The following is a 22,117-nucleotide window of genomic DNA, read 5'->3' as shown; positions in this document are numbered from 1 at the left end:
TGCCAGCCAGGCTGTCGTTTTCCTGTCATCGCGGGTTGCTACGCTTCGTATATTCGATTATTTTAGAAAAATGGAAATCAAAGACGCAACCCTCTCGCTCGCCGCCTTGGGCCAGACCACCCGGCTATCGGTCTTCCGCCTGCTGGTCGAGGCAGGTCCCCAAGGCCGGTTGGCCGGCGAGATCGCCGAGACCCTGTCGCTGCCCGGCGCCACGCTGACCTTCCACCTGAAGGAGCTCAGTGGTGCCGGTTTGATCGAGTGCGAGGCGCGCGGTCGCTTCAAGCGCTATCGCGCCAACTTCGAGGCCATGACCAATTTGATCGCCTTCCTGACCCGCAACTGCTGTGGCGGTGCCACGAACTGCCTGCCAAGCCAGGTGTGCGAGCCCACGCGCCGGAGGAAGGACGCGGCATGAACGAGACGATCGCTTCACCGGTACCGCTTTCCCGGCGCATGGGCGGTTTCGAGCGCCACCTGACCTTGTGGGTGGCCTTGTGCATCGTCGTCGGCACCGGACTGGGCTACCTGTTTCCCGACGGCTTTGCCGCGCTGGGCGCGATGGAGATCGCCAAGGTCAACCTGCCGGTCGCGGTACTGATCTGGTTGATGATCATCCCGATGCTGCTGAAGATCGACTTCGGCGCGATGGGACAGGTCAAGCAGCACTGGAAAGGCATCGGCGTCACCGTATTCGTCAACTGGGCGGTCAAGCCGTTCTCGATGGCGCTGCTGGGCTGGCTCTTCGTCCGCCACGTCTTTGCCCGTTATCTGCCGGCGGATCAGTTGGATTCATATATCGCCGGGCTGATCCTGCTGGCCGCGGCGCCATGCACGGCCATGGTGTTCGTCTGGAGCAATCTGTGCGAGGGCGAGCCGCAATTCACCCTCAGCCAGGTCGCGCTCAACGACGCGATCATGGTGTTCGCCTTCGCCCCGGTTGTGGGCTTGCTGCTGGGCATTTCGTCGATCACCGTGCCATGGTCGACGCTGCTGCTGTCGGTGGAGCTCTACATCATCGTGCCCGTGCTGATCGCCGCGGTCCTGCGTCGCTGGATCCTGCAGCGAGGTGGCGAGGCGGCGCTGCAAGCCCTGCTGAAGCGACTGGGGCCGGTCTCGCTTGGCGCCTTGCTGGTCACGCTGGTTCTGTTGTTCGGCTTCCAGGGTCGGCAGATCGTCGCACAACCGCTGATCATCGCCATGCTGGCCGTGCCGATCCTGATCCAGGTGTATCTCAACGCCGGGGTGGCCTACTGGCTCAACCGCAAGTTCGGTGTTGCCCATTGCGTGGCCGGACCTTCCGCATTGATCGGCGCCAGCAATTTCTTCGAACTGGCCGTGGCCACCGCCGTCAGCGTCTTCGGCGTCCACTCCGGCGCGGCGCTGGCGACCGTCGTCGGCGTGCTGGTCGAGGTTCCCGTCATGTTGTCCGTCGTACGCATCGTGACCGCCTCCAAGGCGTGGTACGAAGCGCGCCCCTGATTTGCCCAACCCCGAGACCCTGTCATGAGCCGTCGCTACAACCTCCTGTTCCTGTGCACCGGCAATTCCGCCCGCAGCATCATGGGCGAAGCCTTGGCCAACCAACTGGGCAAGACACGATTCAATGCCTACAGCGCCGGCAGCCAGCCGCGCGGCCAGATCCATCCGATGACCTTGAAGGTATTGCAGGACGTCGGATTGTCGACCGACAGCCTGCGTAGCAAGGCCTGGGACGAGTTTGCCGAACCGGATGCGCCGCAGATGGATATCGTCATCACCGTATGCGATCGTGCCGCCAGCGAGACGTGCCCGGTGTGGCCCGGCCAGCCGATCACCGCGCATTGGGGCGTCCCGGATCCGGCCGAAGTCACCGGCACCGAGGACCAGGTGCGCCGCGCCTTCACCAATGCACTTCATCTGTTGCAGCACCGGATCGCGTTGCTGATGGCGCTGAAGGTCGAAGCCCTCGATCGCCTGGTGCTGGAGACCCGCGTCCGCGAGATCGGCACGGCGTCCACCTGATACCTTTCGTCTTCCTTTCGACTGCACGCCACCATGACTCTACGCATCGGCATCAACGGCTTTGGTCGCATGGGGCGCCTGACCCTGCGCGCCGCCTGGGGCAATCCCGCGCTTTCCTTCGTTCAGATCAACGACCCGGCCGGTGACGCGGCCACCCTGGCGCACCTGCTGAACTTCGATTCGATCCATGGCCGCTGGCAGCACGAGGCGATCGCCGATGGCGATGCCCTCGTGATCGATGGCGTCCGTATCCCGGTGGCCCGCAACAAGGACATCGCCGCCACCGATTGGTCCGGCTGCGATGTGGTCATCGAGGCCTCGGGCAAGTTCCGCAAACCCGACGTGCTGCGGCCCTACCTCGACCAGGGCGTGAAGCGTGTGGTCGTCACTGCACCGGTCAAGTCGGCCGGCGCGCTCGACATCGTCATGGGCGTGAACCAGCAGCGCTTCGATCCGGCCCAGCACCGCATCGTCTCGGCTGCCTCGTGCACGACCAATTGCCTCGCGCCGGTGGTCAAGGTGATCCACGAAAAGCTGGGCATCCGCCATGGCAGCCTGACCACGATCCACAGCCTGACCAACACTCAGGTCATCGTCGATGCGCCCCACAAGGACCTGCGCCGCGCTCGGGCCTGTGGCAGCAGCCTGATCCCGACTTCGACCGGCTCGGCCACCGCGATCGCCGAGATATTCCCCGAACTGAAGGGGCGGTTGAACGGTCATGCCGTGCGCGTGCCGCTGACCAATGCCTCGCTCACGGACTGCGTGTTCGAGGTCGAGCGGCCGACCACGGTCGAGGAAGTCAACGCGTTTTTGCAGGCCGCCGCCGAGGGCGAGCTCAACGGCATCCTGGGTTACGAAACCCAGCCGTTGGTATCAATCGATTTCCAGACCGACCCGCGCTCCAGCATCGTCGACGCGTTGTCGACGATGGTGATCAATGGCACCCAGGTGAAGATCTACGCTTGGTACGACAACGAATGGGGCTACGTGAACCGTACCGCCGAGTTGGTCCAGTTGGTGGGTCAGGCAGGGTAAGTCCATGTTGTCCCGCCTGTCGCCCGATGTTCGCCAGTACCTGTTGATCACGGGCAACTACTGGGCCTTCACTTTGACCGACGGTGCATTGCGCATGCTGGTGGTGCTGCACTTCCACCAGTTGGGCTACTCGCCGTTGCAGGTAGCGCTGCTGTTCCTGTTCTACGAGATCTTCGGCGTCGTCACCAATCTGGTCGGCGGCTGGCTGGGCGCGCGGATCGGCCTCAACCGGACGATGAACATCGGCTTGGCCCTGCAGGTCGTGGCCCTGTCGATGTTGCTGGTGCCCGGCGCATGGCTGACCGTGCCCTGGGTGATGTCGGCGCAGGCGCTGTCGGGCATCGCCAAGGACCTCAACAAGATGAGCGCCAAGAGCAGCATCAAGCTGCTGGTGCCGGGCGATCAGCAGGGGGCCCTGTTCCGCTGGGTGGCGGCGCTGACCGGCTCGAAGAACGCGCTCAAGGGCATCGGCTTCTTCCTCGGCGGCGCCATGCTGACCACGATGGGGTTTGCGCCGGCGGTGGCGCTGATGGCCGGCGTGCTGCTGATCGTATGGCTGTTGAGCCTGGCGTTGCTCAAGCGCGACCTGGGCAAGGCAAAGCACAAGCCGAAGTTCCGCGACATCTTCTCCAAGAGCCGGGCGATCAACTTGCTGTCGGCAGCACGGCTATTCCTGTTCGGTGCCCGCGACGTATGGTTCGTGGTCGCGCTGCCGGTGTTCCTGGCGCAGACGCTGGGCTGGGATTTCTGGCAGGTCGGTGGCTTTCTGGCCGTATGGATCATCGGCTACGGCATCGTGCAGTCGGTGGTGCCGTATTTCACCGGCAAGCGCAGCGGCAAGGTGCCAGACGGACGCTCGGCTTTCGTATGCGCGGCGATCCTGGCGCTCGTGCCGGCGGTGATGGCGATGCTGCTGGCGCGTGAGGAGTCCGTACAGACGATCCTGGTCGTTGGCTTGCTGGTATTCGGGGTGCTGTTCGCGATCAACTCTTCGCTGCACAGCTACCTGATCGTCAGCTACGCCAGCGAAGACGGCGTTTCCCTCGACGTAGGCTTCTATTACATGGCCAATGCGCTTGGCCGATTGTTGGGTACCGTGCTGTCCGGGTGGATATTCCAGGTGGCGGGCTTGGCGGCGTGCCTGTGGATCTCGGCAGTGCTGGTAGGGCTCGCCGCCGCGATTTCCCTGTCGCTCCCCCGGCACAAACCCTTGGCGGCTGTGGACGTCGAGTCCTCGTGACGTCCACGGACGCATCAACCAGGCATTCCGGCTCGTACACTGTCCAGGACAGGCGTCAATGCAGACCTTCGATCGACATTGACTGGGCATCGCGTTGTACTTCCCAACACTGCTTCGGCCAAGGAACTTCGATGACGTCCACGTCTGCGAGTGTCGCCATTCAAGCCCAGCTCACTCGCCGGGTAGGTGCGAAGGGGGAGTCGCCGCAGCTCGCCTACCAATATTGACCCACAGCAGCGAGCCCTCGAATCAACCAGTACGAGAAAGGCGAGAACGAACTCCGTTCGGCGACGTAACACTTCGATAACCTGGAAGTGAACTCCAGACTGCTCGTGTCTGGATGTGACTGGCCCGCACTGCCAGACTGGGGTAGAGTATTTGAATGACGTTGCGGTCTGCCCTGTTGCGCGTGATGCTGATCGTTGCCCTGATCCTGAATGGGGCAGGGACGGCAGCTGCGTCCGTCATACTGATGCCTGGCGCTTCACCGGATAGCGTGTCGACGGGACAGACCCGATCACACCCGATGACTGTGGCGATGTCGAGTAGTTCGCCCTGCCACGACATGGCGCAGATGACGGCAGAACGCTCCTCGTCGAATACTGTCGGAGCGCTGCCTGCTGAACAGGCGCAAAAAACCAAGCACTCGACCCCGGATTGCTGCAAGTCCAGTGTCTGCCGATGCGCCTGTACGCAGGCCGTTGCGGCTGCACTCATGACCGTGGCCGCCTTTGGCGTGGGCCCGCTGCACTCGGACGTGGTCCGTCCGCTGTCCCTCCGTCACGCGGATCCCACGTTGCCGCATCTGGTCCGACCTCCCATCGGCTAAGTGTCCCAAGGCGCCTGCGGCGCCCCTTCGCTTGCGTGTGTTTTACCGTGCTGTGAACCGCATGGGATCGCAGGCTGTTCCGGTCTTAACACCGGATCCTCTGGACGCGTTGATGGAGTTTCCATGTTTTCCGAAAAATTCGGCTGGACGGCAGATGGCGCATTCCAGCCATCGCGCCGCCGCTTCGTGCAAGGTCTGGCCGCCGGTGGTGCGGCGCTGGGGTTGGGGTTGTGGCCCAAGAACAGCTGGGCGCTGAAAGGCCCCGGCAACGCCAACGTCCTGGCCGGCACCGACTTCGATCTGACCATCGGCGAAACCCCGATGGACTTCACCGGGCGTGTGCGGCCGGCGATCACTGTGAACGGCTCGCTGCCGGCACCGATCCTGCGCTGGCGTGAAGGCACCACGGTGAACCTGCGCGTGGCGAACGCGTTACCCACCGGCTCGATCCACGGCAATGAAACCTCGATCCATTGGCACGGCATCATCCTGCCGGCCAACATGGACGGCGTGCCAGGGCTGAGTTTCAACGGCATCGCCCGTGGCGAGGCGTATCAATACCGTTTTACGGTCAACCAGGGCGGTACCTACTGGTACCACAGCCATTCGGCGTTCCAGGAACAGGCCGGCTTGTACGGGCCGCTGATCATCGATCCGATCGCACCGGAACCCTTCGCCTACGATCGAGACTACGTGGTCATGCTGTCCGACTGGACCGACATGGATCCGACACGGCTGTTCGCGCGGCTGAAGAAGATGTCGATGTACGACAACTACTACATGCGCACCGTCGGGGACTTCTTCAACGATGCAAAGCGCGATGGCGTGGCCGCCACGGTCGAGGATCGCAAGATGTGGGGGCAGATGCGCATGTCGCCGACTGACCTGTCGGACGTCAACGCGAACACCTACACCTATCTGATGAACGGCACCACGGCGTTGGGCAATTGGACCGGTCTGTTCCGCAGCGGGGAAAAGGTGCGGCTGCGTTTCATCAACGGTTCGGCGATGACTTATTTCGACGTGCGCATCCCGGGTCTGAAGATGACCGTGGTCGCCGCCGATGGGCAATACGTGCATCCAGTGACTGTGGACGAATTCCGCATCGCGGTGGCTGAGACCTTTGATGTGATCGTCGAGCCGTCGGGGCAGGATGCCTTCACGATCTTTGCCCAGGATATGGGCCGCACCGGTTACGTGAGCGGCACGCTGGCGGTGCGCGAAGGCCTGCGCGCACCGGTCCCGGCGATCGATCCGCGCCCGTTGCTGACCATGCAGGACATGGGAATGGATCATGGAAGCATGGGCGGCATGGATATGTCCGGCGGCAAGGGCATGGAAATGAGCTGCGGCGCCAACATGGGCATGGCCGGCATGGACCACGGCGCGATGACGCAGGAGTCGAAGCCGGCCAATGCCGATCCGGACGCGGGTCATGACATGGCCGGCATGAAAGGCGGCGCGATGGCGGACATGGACCCCGGGAGCATGGTCACACACCCGGCCAGCGAAACGCGCAACCCGCTGCTCGACAACCAGGCGATGACCGTCAGCTCGCGCCTCGACGATCCGGGCAACGGCCTGCGCGACAACGGCCGCACCGTGCTTAGTTATTCGATGCTCAAGAGCACGTTCGAGGATCCGGATGGCCGCGATCCCGGTCGAGAGATCCAACTGCACCTGACCGGGCACATGGAGAAGTTCGCCTGGGGCTTCAACGGGCAGAAGTTCTCCGAGGTGACGCCATTGCGGCTCAACTACGGCGAGCGCGTACGCATCGTGTTGGTCAACGACACCATGATGACCCATCCGATCCATCTGCACGGCATGTGGAGCGATGTGGAAGACGCCGCCGGCAACTTCATGGTGCGCAAGCACACCGTGGACATGCCGCCAGGCAGCAAGCGTAGTTACCGCGTGCGTGCCGATGCATTGGGCCTGTGGGCTTACCACTGCCACCTGCTCTATCACATGGAGGCAGGCATGATGCGGGCCGTGCAGGTAGGGGAGGGCGTCGCATGAATGCCTTGAAGACCTCACTGCTGGGCATCGCGCTGGCAACGGCACTGCCCGCCGGGGCGCAGGAAATGGACCATTCGAAGATGGCCATGCCGATGTCGCCGTCGACCGAAACCAAGCCGACGGCGAAGAAGCAGCCAGTAGCCGAGCCGGCGCCGAAAATAGCCGCCAAGCCTGCGGTTGCGGATCCCCATGCCGGGCACCCGATGGCACCGGCCACGGCAGCCAAACCTGCCGCGATGCCGATGGATCATTCCAAGATGGACCATGCGATGCCGGAGCCCCCCGCCGAAATCGCACCGCCGATGGACCACGCTGGCATGGGGCATGACATGGCCGGCATGTCGATGGAAGCCATGCCCGGCATGCAGCACGGCGACATGGAGATGGCACCTGGCGAGCCGCGCACGCCGATTCCGCCGATCATCGAAGCCGACCGCGCTGCCGCCATGCCGCCCTCCAAGCACATGGAACACCTCGATAATGCCATCCACAGCTATACGCTACTCAATCGCCTGGAAGGCTGGAATGCCGATCCGGGCAAGGGGCAGGCTTGGGAAGGACAAGGCTGGATCGGCACAGACCTGGACCGCCTGTGGTGGCGCAGCGAAGGCGAGCGGGTCGATGGGCGTACCGAGTCGGCCGATCTGGAAGTGCTTTACGGGCGCAGCGTTTCGACCTGGTGGGACGTGGTCGCCGGCATGCGCCACGACTTCAAGCCCGGCGATTCGCAGAACTTCGTCGCGATCGGCGTGCAGGGCCTGGCGCCATACAAGTTCGAAGTCGAGGCCACGGCCTACATCGGCCAATCCGGGCAAACCGGTGCGCGCCTGGAAGCTGAGTACGAAACGTTGCTGACCAACCGGCTGATCCTGCAGCCGCTGATTGAAGTCAATGTCTACGGCAAGAACGACGCGCGCCGCGGCATCGGTTCCGGCCTGAGCACCGCCGAAGCCGGCGTGCGCCTGCGCTACGAGTTCACCCGGCAATTCGCGCCTTACCTCGGAGTAGTCCATGAACGAGCCTTCGGCCGCACCGCGGATTTGCGCCGTGAAGAAGGTGAAGACGTCAACGACACCCGCTTTGTGGCGGGCATCCGCATCTGGTTCTGATTGGGGAGATCACCATGCCGTTCGTAACACGAAAGTCCCTGCTCGCTATGAGCCTCCTGTCCGGTGTCGCCCTCGTGGGGACGGCCGGTTTCGTCTGGTCGGGCATCTACAACATCGGCGCCGACGACACACACACCAAGCCCGTGTATGCGGTGCTGCAAACGCTGCGCGAGCGCTCGATCGACACCCGCGCGCACAAGCTGCAACTGCCGGCCAACCTCAATGACCCGGCACGCATTCGCCAAGGCGCCGGTAACTACAACGCCATGTGCACGGGTTGCCATCTCGGCCCGGGCATGCAGGAAACCGAACTGAGCAAGGGCCTGTACCCGACGCCGCCCAATCTCGCAAAGGAATCGGTCGATGCAGCCGAAGCGTTCTGGGTGATCAAGCACGGCATCAAGGCCAGCGGCATGCCGGCGTGGGGCAAGAGCATGAATGACGAATACATCTGGAACATGGCCGCCTTCCTGCAGGAATTGCCGAAGCTCAACAAGGCGGGATACGAAACCTTGGTCGCCAGCAGCGGAGGGCACTCGCATGGTGGTGGCGAGAGCGGCGGCCATTCGCATGCGGAGGAGGGCGAGGAGCATGAGCATGCCGAAGGCGAGGGGCACGACGAGATGGCCGGCATGCCGATGAGCGAGGCGAAGCCGCACCCGCATCCTCCGGGCACGCCACCGCACGACGACGCGCCGAAGAACACCAAAGCACCGGCCGGCGGCCAAGTGCATACCCATGCCGATGGCAAGGAGCACGTCCACGCCGCTGCTCCTGCCGCCAAGCCGGCTGTCTCTGCGACAGCCAAGCCGGCGGTCGTCGACCCGCATGCCGGCATGGACATGCCCGAAACCAAACCGGCCAGCGATGGACACGATCACCAACACTGACCGGAGCATTAGTCTCATGATCCATCGAATCGTTTTCCTGACCTTGCTGGCCCTGCCGTTCGCCGCGCAAGCCCATGATCCCGCGCAGCATGCGAAGGCCAGCGAGCCCGCCATCGCCGCCGAAGCGAAGCCTGCTGTCGCTGTCGTGGAAGCCTTCTCGAGTGCATTGCAGGCTGGCGACCTGAAACGCGCCGGCAATTGGTTGGCCGATGATGTGCTGATCTTGGAAAGCGGTGGTGCCGAGCGCTCCAGGACCGAATACCTGGATGGGCATGCCAAGCACGATGCGGAATTCCTGAAAGGCGCGCATGTACAGCTGAAGCAACGCACGGCAAAGGCGGTGGGCGAACTGGCTTGGGTCGGCAGCGAAAGCGAATTGCATGCCAGCAAGGATGGCAAGCCCCTGACCCTGCTCAGTACCGAGACCATGGTGCTCAAGCGTGGGACGCAGGGCTGGCGCATCGTCCACATCCATTGGTCATCGCGACCCAAACGCTGAGGAAGCCGCCATGTTGATTCGTCACGCTTTTCCGATCCTGGTGTTGTTAGGCGGCACTGCCCTGGCGGCCTGCGCCAAGCCGGTTGCAACCGTCGCCGAAGGTACCCGCATATCGCCTGAGGTGCAGGCAACGGCCACGCCAACATTGCCAGTGGTACTGGTGCACAAGAGTCCCACTTGCGGTTGCTGCAACCAATGGGTCGAACACATGCGACAAGCCGGATTCACGGTGCAGGTGGACAACCAGAACGACGTCACCCCGATCAAACAGCGTCTTGGGGTGCCGTATGGCAAGGGGTCGTGCCACACCGCGGAAGTGGCGGGCTACTTCATCGAAGGCCACGTGCCGGCGGAAGACATCAAGCGGTTGCTGGTGCGGAAGCCCGACGTGAAGGGACTGGTGCTTCCCGGCATGCCGGCCGGTTCGCCGGGCATGGAACTGCCGGACGGGCGAACGGAGCCGTACACCGTGGAGCAGGTTGCCCGTGATGGCAGCACACAGGCTTTCGCCCAGCATTGATGCCCATCTTGCCTTAGGACATCCCTGCATGAATGAAGGCGAAATATTTTCCTGAATCCGAGACAAAACGCTTGACCTTGGAGGTAACTCCAAAGTGCAAGCTGGCCTTGTCAGCCAGGGTCACCTAGCTGAAAAACCGAATTCTTCCAGAACTTGTCGCTGGAGACAGATCATGAAAATAGCTTCCCACATCTTTGCAATCAGCGCCGGCTTGCTGTCTCTGGCGCCCCTCACCACGTTGGCCATGGGTCAGTCCACGCCGCACGAAATCCATCTTGCCACGTGCGATCAAAAGGCCGACGAACAGGCCCGCCTCTTGAAGCACCAGTTCGCCCAGCGCGATGTCAATCGCGATGGTCTCCTTGAGGCGGCCGAAACCGACAATCCGCAGATGTCGGCAGCATGCCAGGCCAAGTGCCGAGACCGCATCGACCGCAATCATGACGGCGTCATTGAGGCTGCGGAAATCCGCCACGCCTGACCTTGGAGCCGGGACATGCATATCGGACAACTCGCGAAACAGGCCGGCGTCACGCCGGACACCATCCGCTATTACGAACGGGAAGGCGTCCTGCCATCGCCGGCGCGCCTGGAATCGCGCTACCGCAACTACGGCCAGGACGACGTGGCGCGACTGCAGTTCATCCAGCGCGCCAAGGCGCTCGGTTTCACCCTGGCCGACATCGGCGATCTGCTGAGCCTGTCGGGCGACCGTACTTCCGACATGGCCCAGGTCAGGCAGGCCGCGCAAGCGCGGCTGGCCGGCGTCGAAGCCAAGCTGGCGGAACTGACCCGCCTGCGCGACGGCCTGGTTAGCCTGGTCGATGCCTGTCCGGGTCACGGGGAACTGCAGGGTTGCCCCATCCTAAATGCGCTCGTCGGGGAAACACATGAACACGCCTGATCCTTCCAAACATCCCCACCATCATCACCACGCCGCGGGACAGGGCTGCTGTTCGTCCGATGCGAAGGCGACCGCGCCGGCGCCGGCCGCGCACCACGACCACGATGCGGCGCACGGCTGTTGTTCCAGCAAGAAACCCGATGCCGCGAATGCGGATCCGCTGACCGATCCGGTCTGCGGCATGCAGGTCGACCCCGCCACTACGCCGCACCACGCCAGTCACGCGGGCAACGAATATCACTTCTGTTCGGCGCGTTGCCGCGAGAAGTTCGTCGCCGAACCGGCCAAGTACCTTGCACCGAAACCCGAGGTGCCGGCAGCGATGCCGAAGGGCACGATCTATATCTGCCCCATGCATCCGCAAATCCGCCAGGAAGGGCCGGGCACGTGTCCGATCTGCGGCATGGCGCTGGAACCTGAAATGCCCAGCCTGGACGAGGAAGAGAATCCTGAGCTGAGCGATTTCAGTCATCGCTTTTGGTGGTCACTGCCGCTCAGCGTGGTCGTGCTGGTACTGGCCATGTTCGGCCATCGCATCCCCGGCCTGTCCACGCAGGCGCGCACTTGGCTGGAACTCGCGTTGAGTGCGCCGGTCGTGTTGTGGGCCGGCTGGCCGTTCTTCGAACGCTGCGTACAGTCGATCCGCAACCGCAGCCCGAACATGTTCACGTTGATCGGCGTGGGAGTGGCCGCTGCCTTCGGCTACAGCGTGGTGGCGACGCTCGTGCCCGGCGTCTTCCCGGATTCCTTCCGCGAACACGGCCGCGTCGGCGTGTATTTCGAAGCGGCAGCGGTGATCGTGTCGCTGACCCTGTTGGGCCAGTTGCTGGAATTGCGCGCACGTTCGAAGACCTCGGCCGCGATCAAGGCATTGCTGGGATTGGCGCCGAAGACCGCACGACGCATCAACGATCGTGGCGATGAAGAAGACGTGCCGCTCGAACACGTGCATGTCGGCGACCGCCTGCGCGTGCGTCCGGGCGAGAAGGTGCCGGTCGATGGCGTCGTGCTGGAAGGGCGCTCGAACCTCGACGAATCGATGCTGACCGGCGAGCCAATCCCGGTGGAAAAAACCGCAGACAGCCGCGTGATCGGCGCCACGATCAATGGCACCGGCAGCCTGGTGATTCGCGCAGAGAAGATCGGTTCTGACACCGTGCTGGCGCAGATTGTGCAACTGGTCACGCAGGCGCAGCGTTCGCGCGCACCGATGCAGCGCATGGCCGACAAGGTCGCGTTCTGGTTCGTGTTGGCGGTATTCGGCGTGGCCTTGGCGACGTTCTTCGGCTGGGGCCTGTTCGGACCGGAGCCGTCGTGGACCTATGCTGTGCTCAACGCCGTGTCGGTGCTGATCATCGCCTGTCCGTGCGCGCTGGGACTGGCCACGCCGATGTCGATCATGGTCGCCACCGGTCGCGCCGCGCACGCCGGCGTGCTGTTCCGCGATGCGGAAGCGATCGAGAACCTGCGCAGGATCGATACGTTGGTCGTCGACAAGACCGGTACGTTGACCGAAGGCAAACCGGCGTTCCAGGACAGCCTGACTATGGACGGCTTCAATGCCGACCAAGTGCTGCAATGGGCGGCCAGTCTGGAGCAGGGCAGCGAACATCCGTTGGCCGAGGCGATCGTCGCCGAAGCCCGGCGTCGTGGCGTTACGCTGACGCCAGCCGAAGATTTCGACTCAGTGACGGGGCAGGGCGTGCGCGGTCGCGTCGAAGGCCAAGATATGGTCCTCGGCAACCAGGCGCTGATGGCATCCGTTGGCGCCGACGTCGCGCCGTTGGCCGATGCAGTGGAACGTTTGCGCGGGCAGGGCGCGAGCGTGATGTACCTGGCTTCCGGCGGTCGCCTGGCCGGCGCCATCGCCGTGGCTGATCCGGTCAAGCCGACCACGCTGCCGGCGCTCAACGAATTGCGCGCCGCGGGCCTGCATATCGTCATGGCCTCGGGCGACGCGCAAGCCACCGCGGAAGCGGTCGGCCGCACGCTCGGTATCGACGACGTGCGCGGCAACGTCAAGCCGCAGGACAAGGCGGAATTGGTGCAGGCATTGAAGGCGCAGGGCAAGCGGGTGGCGATGGCCGGCGACGGTATCAACGACGCGCCGGCGCTGGCCGCCGCCGATGTCGGCATCGCAATGGGCACCGGCACCGACGTGGCCATGTCCAGTGCGCAGGTGACTCTGGTCAAGGGCGACCTGCGGCGGATCCTGCAGGCGCGGGCGATTTCCGAAGAAACCGTCGCCAACATGAAGCAGAACCTCGGCTTCGCCTTCCTCTACAACGCCATCGGCGTGCCGGTGGCCGCAGGCGTGTTGTACCCGGCCTTCGGCTTGCTGCTCAGCCCGATGATCGCCGCGCTGGCGATGAGCCTGAGTTCAGTATCGGTGGTTGCCAACGCGCTTCGCCTTGCGCGGATGCCGACTGCCGAACCCGCTACCACCACTACGCTCCGTCCCGCCGGGTCCGCGGGCGGCTCGTCCTGTCACTAAGGTCCCACTTTCCACTGGAGTAGAACGATGAAAACGATGATTTCCCTATTGGCGGCATCCTTGTTCTTTGCGGGCACCGCGATGGCACAAACGACGGCACCAGCGCAGAACCATGGCCAGATGGATCACGGCAAGATGAACCATGGTGCGATGAAGATGGATGCCAAGCCGGACGAGTTCACCACGCTTGATACGGACAAGAATGGCACGCTGTCCAAGGCCGAGTTGGCCAAGCACCGCCTCGGCCCGCATTTCGGCATGCTGGATGCCAACAAGGATGGTCGCCTGAGCCCGAAAGAGTTCGCCGCCGGCAAAGGCATGTGACGCTTTGCGGTGAACGGGTTTCGGTAGCGGTTGCGGCCGAAGCCGAAACCCGTCTTCCACGATACGGCTCAGCGGCGACCGACGACTCAGTGGATGAGTCGTGCTGCCACGCGCGCGGTCGCGTTGTCGATGTCCAGTGGTGGCGACAATTCGGCACACGTCCATGATAGCGCGTCGTCCTGGATATGGCGCGCGTCGACCCTGTCGGCCACGGCGAACAAGTCTGGCGTATTGCTCGTTCGACTGACGCCAAGGCAGTGGTAGCGAACGTCGTGGCCCAGGCGTCGCGCGTCCTCGATGGCTTGCAGGAACGGCGTGCCGGAACTGGCGCGCGGTTGTTCGCGTAGGTCGAAGTGTGCATCGAAATTGAAGATGCCGATACGTTGCCGCGCGTTCGCCAGATGCGAAGCCAGGCCGGAATAGCTTGCATAAACGATTTCGTGTCCGCCGCCCATGCCGACGACGAAGTGACCGGCGTCGAGCAGGGCCTTGGCGCGTTCGGCATAACGGGCCTGCGCGTCATCGAGTGCTTCGCCTTCGCAGGCTACGTCGCCGGCGTCATACAGCGCGCTGGCGTGCAGCACCGGCAGGTTGGCCAGCATTTTCCGCAACGCAAGCGGCCCTTGCATCGCACCCATTCGGCCCGAATTGCGGCGGATGCCTTCATCGCTGGCCAAACCCATCAGGGCGACGCCCGGCGAACCGGATTCGTCCGCCTTGCGCACCACCTGGTGCCACCGGCGCGTGTCCGCCAAGCCCGGCGGGTCGATGCGGCCATGCCCAGATGCCAGTTATTTCAGTTGCCTTGAAAGGGCAGGTCGAGGAGCTCCAATTTCACCTGGCACCTGGTGATTTCGGAAGCCGCCGAATGCGACGATGCGCTGTTGCAGGGACTGGTGCACGAGGCGGCGTCCCATCATCTGCTGCAAGGCCATCCCGACCTGCAATCGTGCGATTTCTATTTGTGTGGCCCCCCGGCGATGCTGTCGGCTACCCGCCACATGCTGGCGGAACTGGAGGTTCCGGAAAGCCACGTGGCTTTCGATGATTTCAAGATCTGAGTGATGCGATCAACTAGCGGGCGGCTTTCGTCGCCCAACCGCGATGGGTCGCCCGCCGGTTTGAACACTGACGGCGTGGCCGTCGCGATCAGCACGGCCAGTGCGGCGCCGACATCCACGACTAACTGCGTGAGGATCGTGGGGAGCTTGACAAAGCCCGATTGAGTAGCTGGTTTGCTCACCGTTGTTCCTCGGGCTAGGCACGTTTTCGGGACGGCGCGAGGATGGTCAGCATCTGAATGCCACGCGGTTCAAGGTGCGGAAAGGGCGGGTGGCGGTTCCGAGGTAGCGGTTAACGTTGCTCGTGGGATCACGGTGTGGGGAACACCTGAGCATAGGCATTGGTGATCGGGTAACGCCGTTCGCGTCCAAACGCCCGGCGCGAGATCTTCGGTCCCGGCGCCGCCTGCTGCCGCTTCCATTCGTGGCGGTGCACCAGCTCCAGCACCGGGTCGACAACGAAAGCGGCGAATCCGGCCGCCAGGATCTCCTCGCGCGACTGCTCCTGATCGATGTGGCGGAACAGGATTGCGTCGAGTACGTCGTAGGGCGGCAACGTGTCCTGATCGGTCTGATGCTCGCGCAGTTCTGCCGTCGGCGGCCGGGCGATCACCTCGGGTGGAATGACCGGTGCGCCGCCCACGGTATTGCGCCAGCGTGCCAGTGCGATCACCTCGGTCTTGTACACGTCCTTGAGCGGGGCATAGCCGCCGCACATGTCGCCGTAGATCGTGGTGTAGCCGACCGCGTACTCGCTCTTGTTGCCAGTGGTCAGCAGCAACCCGCCAAGCTTGTTGCTCAGCGCCATCAGCACCGCGCCGCGCGCGCGAGATTGCAGGTTCTCTTCGGTCGCATCGATCGTCGTACCCGCGAACAGACCACTGAGCGTGTCGAGGTAGCCCTGAAACGGTGCGTCGATCGGCACCGTCCGTAGTGCCACGCCCAGGGCCGCGCATTGCGCGGCGGCCAGATCGTTGCTCAACGCACTGGTGTAGCGCGATGGCAGGCGCACGGCGGTGACCCGGTCGGCGCCGAGCGCATCGACGGCCATCGCCAGCACGACCGCCGAATCCAGTCCGCCGGACAGGCCGACCCAGACCCGATCGAAGCCGTTCTTGCTGCAGTAGTCCGTTAGCCCCCGCACGATTGCCCGCCAGGCGACCGCGTCGCGGCCGACATCGGTGTCGATCGGCCACGCGACTGGGGTAAAGCTACGTGAATGCGGATCGAAATCAGCAACCAGTGCGTGTTCCTCGAAGGCAATGGCCGCCGGGTGTACGTGGCCATTGGCGTCGGCGAGCAGGGACGCGCCATCGAACACGATCGCATCCTGGCCACCGACGACATTGACGTATGCGAGCGCGACTTGGTTCGCGCGGGCGCGCTCGGCGAGCAGTGCATCGCGCTCAGCATGTTTGTCGCGCTCGAATGGCGAAGCATTCGGGATCAGGATCAGCTGAGCGCCGGCCGCGACGGTTTCAAACGTGGGCTCCAATCCCCACAAGTCCTGACAAATCATCGCGCCCACGGTGACGCCGTTGACGTCGAAGACGCATGGCCCACCATCGGGATCGACAGCGAAGTAACGCCGCTCATCAAAGACCGCGTAATTGGGTAGATCGCGCTTGCGATAGGTCGTGGTAACGGCGCCTTCACGCAGCACACTCAGTGCGTTGTAGACCACAGCGCCGACAGCTTCCGGCCAGCCCACTACGGCCACGATCCCAGTGACCTCTTGCGCGACGCGGTGCAACGTGGCGACGCAGTCGGACAGGAACTGCGGTCGTAGCAGCAGATCCTCGGGCGGATAGCCGCTGACTGTGAGTTCGGGAAAGAGCACCAAGTCGGCGCGGTAGAGATCGCGCGCCTCGGCGATCCGTTCGGCAATGCGAGCGGCATTGCCGTCGAGGTCTCCGACCGGAAAGTCCGCCTGGACCAATGCGATGCGCAGGCTCATGCGCGGTTTCGGTCATTGCATCGGGCTGCGGGACGCTTCACGCTTGCCTGGTCCGACGCACATTTGCTGCTTTCTCTGTCCGCTTGGCCGGCGGTGGTTCGCGCAAGGTGGCCAGGATCGAACATTGGCCGCGGGCGCCGCCCGAACACGCGTTGATCGTGCGGTCCAGTTCGCGGGCGATGCGGTTGAGTTCGCGGACCTTGCTACGGACATCGGCCAGATGCTCGCGGGCGATGGCATCGATCTCGGCGCAGGACAACATGCGGTTGTGCTCCAACCGCAACAGACTGCGGATCTCGTCCAGGCTGAAGCCCAGGTTGCGGCTGCGGGTGATGAAGCGCAGCCGATCCACCTCCTCGTCGCGGTACTCGCGGTAACCGCTGGCGGTCCGGTGCGGTTTGGGCATGAGCCCCACGCGCTCGTAATAGCGGATGGTTTCCAGATGGCAGCCGCTGGATTCGGCCGCTTCGCTGATCTTCATCGACGCCTCTTGACCCTATAGCGGCTACGGACTTTACCCTGTGGGGCCTACGGGTGCTATGCCCTGCAACAACGAAGTCGCCATGCCAGGGAATACAGCCGCTTGACTCTGTAGGTGGTACGGGGTTTACCCTGTGCAATTGCAACTGGTTCCCATTCCCGTTTTCGACTCTCTCCCATCCAGGCGCTTCCCGTGACGAACTCCTTTTGCCGTGGCTTGCTGATCGCGTTGTTGGCCTCGATGTGCCTGCCGGTCTTTGGGGCCCCCACGTCGGCAGTGAATCCGCGCCAGACCTGGCAATTGCTGGACTATGTGGCTGTCGACTACAGCGCGGCCGTGCAAGCCGGACGCGTCGTGTCCGAGGCCGAGTACGCAGAGATGCGCGAGTTTGCAGGCGCCGTGCGGAGCCAATTGGCGGTGCTGCCGACCACGCCGGGCCAAGCGGCGCTGATCGGCCAGGCGGATCAACTGGTCGCAGCCGTCGAGGGTAAGGCCGATGCTGGGCACGTCGCCTCGTTGGCGCACCAGTTGGCAGACGGCCTGCTGGCCAGCTATCCGGTGGGTGCCGTGCCGGCGACGCCTCCTGATCCTGCCCACGGCGCGGATCTGTACGCCGCGCAGTGTGCCGCTTGCCACGGCCCGTCAGGCGCTGGCGACGGGCCGGCCGCGGCGAGCCTGGATCCGCCCCCGATCGCCTTCACCGATGCCACCCGCGCCGCCCGGCGCACGCCCTTCGCCTTGTACGAGGCGATCTCGCAAGGCATCCAGGGCACGGCCATGACCAGCTTCGCGTCGCTGCCCGAGGCTGATCGCTGGGCGTTGGCGTTCCATGTCGGCAGCTTGGCGCATTCGCCGCAGGCGCGGGCCGAGGGTGAAACCCTGTGGCGCGAGGATCCCGCCTGGCGCCAGCGCATTCCCACGCTGGAAGCGCTGACCCGCACCAGCGAGGCGGATCTGGTGGCCGCCGGCAGCGAGGCGGCACAAGCGCGGGCGATCGTTGCCTACCTGCGCGCGCACCCGCAGGCGCTGCAGCACCCGGCGTCAGGCGTGGCGGCCGGGCCGTTCACGCTGGCCCGCCAACGCATGGCCGAAAGCCTCAGCGCCTACGAGGCCGGCGATGCCGTGCAGGCGAAGACCGCGGCCTTGTCGGCGTACCTGGATGGGGTGGAGCCGGTCGAACCCACGCTCGCCGCCCGCGACAACGCGCTGATGCGGGAGCTGGAAACGACGATGGCGCGCTATCGCGACATGATCGGCCGGCGCGTGCCGGTGGCCGACGCGACCGTGCAGGCCGCGCAGGTCACCGGACTCTTCGACCGCGCCGAGGGCGTGCTGCAGGACGCGCATACCGATCGCACCACGGCGTTCCTCGGCAGCTTCACCATCCTGTTGCGCGAAGGCATTGAGGCGTTGTTGATCGTGATCGGCATGATCGCCTTTCTGCGCAAGGCCGAGCGCCGCGAGGTCCTGCCGGCGGTGCACGCCGGCTGGATCGGCGCGTTGCTGGCGGGCGTGGCGACCTGGGCGATCGCCACCCACCTGGTCGATGTGAGCGGCGCCAATCGCGAGGTGACTGAAGGCGTCTCCGCATTGTTCGCTGCCGCGGTGCTGCTGAGCGTGGGGATTTGGATGCACCAGAAGAGCCTGGCCGGCCGCTGGCAACAGTATCTGCACGCCAAGGTGTCGGCGGCGCTGACGCGACGCTCGGCGGTGTTCCTGTTCCTGCTGGCCTTCGTCGCGGTCTATCGCGAAGTGTTCGAAACGATCTTGTTCTTCATCGCGATGTGGAGCCAGGAGAACAGCACCGCGATTCTCGGCGGACTAGTGGCGGGCTGCGTCGTGCTCGCGGCGGTCGCCTATTGGATGCTGCGCATGAGCAAGCGTTTGCCAATCGGCCAGTTCTTCTCGATCAGCTCGATCCTGATTGCGGTGCTCGCGGTTGTGCTCGTTGGCAAGGGCGTGGCGGCGCTGCAGGAGGCCGGCTGGATAGGCCAGGCCCTGGTCGCTGCTCCGAGAATCGATTGGCTCGGCGTGTATCCGTCCTGGCAGTCGCTGCTAGCGCAAGTGACTGTCGCGGTCATCGCCATCGGCGGCTTCTACTTCAACGCCCGCACCTCGCGCGTGTCCGCACGAGTGGAACAATGAGGCACGGCATGTGGCCTGCGCGCGGCAGCAGGGACGGCGCTCGGCGCGACGCCTTCCAGATGCGATCGATCCCGCAGACCCTACAGGCCTGCATGGAGGAACCCACGCGATGAGCGACACCTGCAATAGCTGCGGTAGCACGCAGGCAGTGGCAACGACGACGGTGCCCGCAGCAGCGGCCGTCCGGTCGCCGATGCGCTATCGCATCCAGAACATGGACTGCCCCACCGAAGAGGCGCTGATCCGCAACAAGCTCGGCCAAGTCCAGGGAGTGACGGATCTGGAATTCAATCTGGTGCAACGGACGTTGTCGGTGCACCACACCTTGTCTGCGCTGACGCCCGTGGACGAAGCGCTGGCCGCGATCGGCATGCAGGCGGCGCCCATGGATACGCCGTCCTCCGACGTGGAAACAGCACTGCGTATCGCGAAGATGGATTGCCCCACCGAGGAAGGCCTGATCCGCGGCAAACTCGGCGGCATGCCCGGGGTGGCGTCGCTGGCCTTCAACCTCGTGCAGCGCACCTTGACCGTGCGTCACGCGGCCGAGGCCTTGCCTGACGTGCTGACCGGCCTGAAGTCGCTGGGCTTCGAGGCCGAGGTGGTGGGCAGCCAAGGTGGCGCAGAGCCGGGCGCGCCGGTACCGACACGCACCGCGTGGTGGCCATTGGCCGTCTCCGGTGTGGCGGCGATCCTGGCCGAAGTCGTGTCTTGGCTCGGCGCCCCGACGTGGCTGGTCATCGCGCTGGCGTTGGTCGCCATCGGGACTGGCGGTCTGTCGACCTACAAGAAGGGCTGGATTGCGCTCAAGAACCGCAATCTCAACATGAACGCCCTGATGTCGATCGCTGTCACGGGCGCGATGCTCATTGGCCATTGGCCCGAGGCGGCGATGGTGATGGTGCTGTTCGCGTTGGCCGAGGTGATCGAGGCCAAGTCGCTGGATCGCGCCCGCAATGCGATACGCGGCCTGATGGATCTCACGCCCGAACGTGTCACCGTTCTGCAAGACGATCAGCGCTGGATCGAGGTGGATGCCAAGGCCGTCGCACTCGACAGCCGAGTGCGGGTCAAGCCCGGCGAACGCATAGCGCTGGACGGCATGGTGGTGCTCGGCCGTTCGACGGTCAACCAGGCGCCGATCACCGGCGAGAGCCTGCCGGTCGAAAAGGCCGAAGGCGACCCGGTATTCGCCGGCACCATCAACGAAGCAGGTTCCCTGGAGTATCGCGTTACCGCCGTGGCCAGCGATTCCACCTTGGCCCGCATCATCCACGCGGTCGAAGCCGCGCAGGGCAATCGTGCGCCGACCCAGCGTTTCGTCGATCAGTTTGCGCGCTGGTACACCCCGCTGGTGTTTGCCGTCGCCCTGGGCGTGGCGGTGGTGCCGCCGCTCTTGATGGGCGCGGACTGGCTGGACTGGACGTACCGGGCCCTGGTGCTGCTGGTGATCGCCTGTCCCTGCGCCCTGGTGATCTCCACCCCGGTGAGCATCGTCAGCGGTCTGGCCGCGGCGGCGCGACGCGGCATCCTGATCAAGGGCGGCGTGTACCTGGAGAATGGCCGCAAGCTGCGGTGGTTGGCGCTGGACAAAACCGGAACGATCACCCACGGCAAGCCTAAACAGACCGATTTCGCGGCTTGGGGCCAGGCTGATGCGACCCGCGTGCGCGCCATAGCGACCAGCCTGGCGGCGCGTTCCGATCATCCTGTATCCAAGGCCATCGCCGTGGCGGGACAGAATGACAGCGTGCCGATGCAAGAGGTCGAGGAGTTCGCTGCACTGCCGGGCCGCGGCGTGAGTGGCCGCGTCGCTGGGTCGCTCTACCACCTGGGCAATCACCGGCTCGTGCAGGAGTTGGGTGCCAGTTCCGCCGAGTTGGAAGCGCAGTTCGCGGCCTTGGAAGCCCAAGGCAAGAGCGTGGTCGCCGTCGTAGGCAGCGACGGCGTGCAGGCGGTGTTCGCGGTCGCCGATACGGTCAAGGACAGCAGCCGACAGGCGATCGCCGACTTGCACGCGCTCGGGGTCAAGACCCTGATGCTGACCGGGGACAACCCGCACACGGCGCAGGCCATCGCCGGTGAGGTCGGTATCGACCGCGCCCAAGGCAACCTGCTACCCGAAGACAAGCTGCGCGAGGTCGAAGCGCTCGCCGCACAGGGTACCAGCGGCATGGTTGGCGACGGCATCAACGACGCCCCGGCCCTGGCACGGGCCGACATCGGCTTCGCCATGGGCGCGGCTGGATCCGACACCGCGATCGAAACCGCCGACGTGGCCCTGATGGACGACGACCTGCGCAAGATTCCGGCCTTCATCCGGCTGTCGCGCGCCACCGCTCACGTGCTGACGCAGAACATCACCCTGGCGCTGGGCATCAAGGCAGTATTCCTGGTGCTGACCTTTACCGGTCAGGCCACGATGTGGGCGGCGGTGTTCGCCGACATGGGCGCCAGCCTGTTGGTGGTGGGCAACGGCATGCGCCTGCTGAGGAAGTGACGTGGATACCGTCGCGCATGTGTCCACGAGCGAGGAACGGCATGACCCGCTCCCGGGAACCGGCCTGATGAGATTTTATAACGTCCGTGGCACCGGCTAGGCT

General features: G+C 64.5%; 21 protein-coding genes. 18 read left to right on the top strand and 3 right to left on the bottom strand.

What is annotated here, in order from left to right; all coding sequences use genetic code 11:
- Window positions 1-70 precede the first annotated feature (70 nt).
- The 15 genes from CSC70_RS09330 (at window position 71) to CSC70_RS09260 (ending at window position 13,870) form a co-directional block, all read left to right on the top strand.
- Window positions 71-415, top strand: a complete 345-nt coding sequence (locus tag CSC70_RS09330; protein WP_130522616.1) for an ArsR/SmtB family transcription factor — start codon at window positions 71-73, stop codon at window positions 413-415.
- Window positions 412-1,479, top strand: a complete 1,068-nt coding sequence (arsB, locus tag CSC70_RS09325) for an ACR3 family arsenite efflux transporter (protein ID WP_379655385.1) — start codon at window positions 412-414, stop codon at window positions 1,477-1,479. The genes CSC70_RS09330 and arsB overlap by 4 nt, the downstream gene beginning before the upstream one ends.
- Before the next feature lie 24 nt (window positions 1,480-1,503).
- Window positions 1,504-2,001, top strand: coding sequence for an arsenate reductase ArsC (locus tag CSC70_RS09320; RefSeq protein WP_130522615.1), 498 nt, complete (start codon window positions 1,504-1,506; stop codon window positions 1,999-2,001).
- 33 nt (window positions 2,002-2,034) lie between these two features.
- Window positions 2,035-3,039: an ArsJ-associated glyceraldehyde-3-phosphate dehydrogenase gene (locus CSC70_RS09315; protein ID WP_162456375.1), complete on the top strand. Its 1,005-nt coding sequence runs from the start codon at window positions 2,035-2,037 to the stop codon at window positions 3,037-3,039.
- A gap of 4 nt (window positions 3,040-3,043) precedes the next feature.
- Window positions 3,044-4,279, top strand: a complete 1,236-nt coding sequence (gene arsJ, locus CSC70_RS09310; RefSeq protein ID WP_130522613.1) for an organoarsenical effux MFS transporter ArsJ — start codon at window positions 3,044-3,046, stop codon at window positions 4,277-4,279.
- Between the two features lie 382 nt (window positions 4,280-4,661).
- Entirely contained in the window at window positions 4,662-5,108 is a 447-nt protein-coding gene (locus tag CSC70_RS14895; RefSeq protein ID WP_162456374.1) for a CopL family metal-binding regulatory protein, read from the top strand.
- A gap of 123 nt (window positions 5,109-5,231) precedes the next feature.
- Window positions 5,232-7,130 (top strand): copper resistance system multicopper oxidase, encoded by a 1,899-nt coding sequence (locus CSC70_RS09300; protein ID WP_130522612.1) that lies wholly within the window; start codon window positions 5,232-5,234, stop codon window positions 7,128-7,130.
- Complete coding sequence (locus CSC70_RS09295; RefSeq protein WP_130522611.1) at window positions 7,127-8,239, top strand: copper resistance protein B; 1,113 nt, start codon at window positions 7,127-7,129, stop codon at window positions 8,237-8,239. The genes CSC70_RS09300 and CSC70_RS09295 overlap by 4 nt, the downstream gene beginning before the upstream one ends.
- Window positions 8,240-8,286: 47 nt before the next feature.
- Window positions 8,287-9,129, top strand: coding sequence for a c-type cytochrome (locus CSC70_RS09290; protein WP_130522610.1), 843 nt, complete (start codon window positions 8,287-8,289; stop codon window positions 9,127-9,129).
- Entirely contained in the window at window positions 9,107-9,628 is a 522-nt protein-coding gene (locus tag CSC70_RS09285) for a YybH family protein (protein ID WP_234852501.1), read from the top strand. The genes CSC70_RS09290 and CSC70_RS09285 overlap by 23 nt, the downstream gene beginning before the upstream one ends.
- A 10-nt stretch (window positions 9,629-9,638) precedes the next feature.
- Window positions 9,639-10,148 carry a DUF411 domain-containing protein gene (locus CSC70_RS09280; RefSeq protein ID WP_130522609.1) on the top strand — a complete coding sequence of 170 codons (510 nt, stop codon included), beginning with the start codon at window positions 9,639-9,641 and terminating at the stop codon, window positions 10,146-10,148.
- A 172-nt stretch (window positions 10,149-10,320) separates the two neighbouring features.
- The gene (locus tag CSC70_RS09275) at window positions 10,321-10,629 is read left to right on the top strand and encodes a hypothetical protein (protein WP_130522608.1); all 309 of its coding nucleotides are present in this window, start codon (window positions 10,321-10,323) and stop codon (window positions 10,627-10,629) included.
- 15 nt (window positions 10,630-10,644) lie between these two features.
- Window positions 10,645-11,052, top strand: a complete 408-nt coding sequence (locus CSC70_RS09270; protein WP_130522607.1) for a heavy metal-responsive transcriptional regulator — start codon at window positions 10,645-10,647, stop codon at window positions 11,050-11,052.
- Entirely contained in the window at window positions 11,039-13,546 is a 2,508-nt protein-coding gene (locus CSC70_RS09265) for a heavy metal translocating P-type ATPase (protein WP_130522606.1), read from the top strand. Before CSC70_RS09270 ends, CSC70_RS09265 begins: the two co-directional genes overlap by 14 nt.
- 27 nt (window positions 13,547-13,573) lie before the next feature.
- The gene (locus tag CSC70_RS09260) at window positions 13,574-13,870 is read left to right on the top strand and encodes an EF-hand domain-containing protein (protein ID WP_130522605.1); all 297 of its coding nucleotides are present in this window, start codon (window positions 13,574-13,576) and stop codon (window positions 13,868-13,870) included.
- Between the two features lie 86 nt (window positions 13,871-13,956).
- Here CSC70_RS09260 and CSC70_RS09255 read toward each other — a convergent pair whose 3' ends face one another.
- Entirely contained in the window at window positions 13,957-14,625 is a 669-nt protein-coding gene (locus tag CSC70_RS09255; RefSeq protein WP_205956140.1) for an arginase family protein, read from the bottom strand.
- A 93-nt stretch (window positions 14,626-14,718) separates the two neighbouring features.
- On the opposite strand from CSC70_RS09255, the gene CSC70_RS09250 reads away from it, so the two are divergent.
- Entirely contained in the window at window positions 14,719-14,931 is a 213-nt protein-coding gene (locus tag CSC70_RS09250; protein WP_130522603.1) for a hypothetical protein, read from the top strand.
- A gap of 310 nt (window positions 14,932-15,241) precedes the next feature.
- Here the strand turns inward: CSC70_RS09250 and CSC70_RS09245 are convergent, their stop codons facing one another.
- Together CSC70_RS09245 and CSC70_RS09240 are read right to left on the bottom strand one after the other, a co-directional pair.
- Entirely contained in the window at window positions 15,242-16,888 is a 1,647-nt protein-coding gene (locus CSC70_RS09245; RefSeq protein WP_130522602.1) for an NAD+ synthase, read from the bottom strand.
- A gap of 37 nt (window positions 16,889-16,925) precedes the next feature.
- Entirely contained in the window at window positions 16,926-17,369 is a 444-nt protein-coding gene (locus tag CSC70_RS09240) for a MerR family transcriptional regulator (RefSeq protein ID WP_130560916.1), read from the bottom strand.
- Window positions 17,370-17,561: 192 nt separating this feature from the next.
- Between CSC70_RS09240 and CSC70_RS09235 the strand changes: the two genes are divergently transcribed.
- Both CSC70_RS09235 and CSC70_RS09230 read left to right on the top strand, forming a co-directional pair.
- Window positions 17,562-19,514 carry a cytochrome c/FTR1 family iron permease gene (locus tag CSC70_RS09235; RefSeq protein WP_234852499.1) on the top strand — a complete coding sequence of 651 codons (1,953 nt, stop codon included), beginning with the start codon at window positions 17,562-17,564 and terminating at the stop codon, window positions 19,512-19,514.
- A gap of 109 nt (window positions 19,515-19,623) precedes the next feature.
- Window positions 19,624-22,014: a heavy metal translocating P-type ATPase gene (locus CSC70_RS09230; protein ID WP_130560917.1), complete on the top strand. Its 2,391-nt coding sequence runs from the start codon at window positions 19,624-19,626 to the stop codon at window positions 22,012-22,014.
- Window positions 22,015-22,117 lie beyond the last annotated feature (103 nt).

The sequence above is a fragment of the Pseudoxanthomonas kalamensis DSM 18571 genome (assembly GCF_010211745.1).
Classification (GTDB): Bacteria; Pseudomonadota; Gammaproteobacteria; order Xanthomonadales; family Xanthomonadaceae; genus Pseudoxanthomonas_A; species Pseudoxanthomonas_A kalamensis.
Note: the sequence above shows the minus strand (reverse complement) of the source record. Positions and strands in the feature narration are given on the sequence as shown.

What these genes read in the sequence shown, in the direction of transcription:
- CSC70_RS09330 (WP_130522616.1), top strand. Translation starts at nt 71, where the DNA reads ATGGAAATCAAAGACGCAACCCTCTCGCTCGCCGCCTTGGGCCAGACC.
- arsB (WP_379655385.1), top strand. Translation starts at nt 412, where the DNA reads ATGAACGAGACGATCGCTTCACCGGTACCGCTTTCCCGGCGCATGGGC.
- CSC70_RS09320 (WP_130522615.1), top strand. Translation starts at nt 1,504, where the DNA reads ATGAGCCGTCGCTACAACCTCCTGTTCCTGTGCACCGGCAATTCCGCC.
- CSC70_RS09315 (WP_162456375.1), top strand. Translation starts at nt 2,035, where the DNA reads ATGACTCTACGCATCGGCATCAACGGCTTTGGTCGCATGGGGCGCCTG.
- arsJ (WP_130522613.1), top strand. Translation starts at nt 3,044, where the DNA reads ATGTTGTCCCGCCTGTCGCCCGATGTTCGCCAGTACCTGTTGATCACG.
- CSC70_RS14895 (WP_162456374.1), top strand. Translation starts at nt 4,662, where the DNA reads ATGACGTTGCGGTCTGCCCTGTTGCGCGTGATGCTGATCGTTGCCCTG.
- CSC70_RS09300 (WP_130522612.1), top strand. Translation starts at nt 5,232, where the DNA reads ATGTTTTCCGAAAAATTCGGCTGGACGGCAGATGGCGCATTCCAGCCA.
- CSC70_RS09295 (WP_130522611.1), top strand. Translation starts at nt 7,127, where the DNA reads ATGAATGCCTTGAAGACCTCACTGCTGGGCATCGCGCTGGCAACGGCA.
- CSC70_RS09290 (WP_130522610.1), top strand. Translation starts at nt 8,287, where the DNA reads ATGAGCCTCCTGTCCGGTGTCGCCCTCGTGGGGACGGCCGGTTTCGTC.
- CSC70_RS09285 (WP_234852501.1), top strand. Translation starts at nt 9,107, where the DNA reads ATGGACACGATCACCAACACTGACCGGAGCATTAGTCTCATGATCCAT.
- CSC70_RS09280 (WP_130522609.1), top strand. Translation starts at nt 9,639, where the DNA reads ATGTTGATTCGTCACGCTTTTCCGATCCTGGTGTTGTTAGGCGGCACT.
- CSC70_RS09275 (WP_130522608.1), top strand. Translation starts at nt 10,321, where the DNA reads ATGAAAATAGCTTCCCACATCTTTGCAATCAGCGCCGGCTTGCTGTCT.
- CSC70_RS09270 (WP_130522607.1), top strand. Translation starts at nt 10,645, where the DNA reads ATGCATATCGGACAACTCGCGAAACAGGCCGGCGTCACGCCGGACACC.
- CSC70_RS09265 (WP_130522606.1), top strand. Translation starts at nt 11,039, where the DNA reads ATGAACACGCCTGATCCTTCCAAACATCCCCACCATCATCACCACGCC.
- CSC70_RS09260 (WP_130522605.1), top strand. Translation starts at nt 13,574, where the DNA reads ATGAAAACGATGATTTCCCTATTGGCGGCATCCTTGTTCTTTGCGGGC.
- CSC70_RS09245 (WP_130522602.1), bottom strand. Translation starts at nt 16,888, where the DNA reads ATGAGCCTGCGCATCGCATTGGTCCAGGCGGACTTTCCGGTCGGAGAC.
- CSC70_RS09240 (WP_130560916.1), bottom strand. Translation starts at nt 17,369, where the DNA reads ATGAAGATCAGCGAAGCGGCCGAATCCAGCGGCTGCCATCTGGAAACC.
- CSC70_RS09230 (WP_130560917.1), top strand. Translation starts at nt 19,624, where the DNA reads ATGAGCGACACCTGCAATAGCTGCGGTAGCACGCAGGCAGTGGCAACG.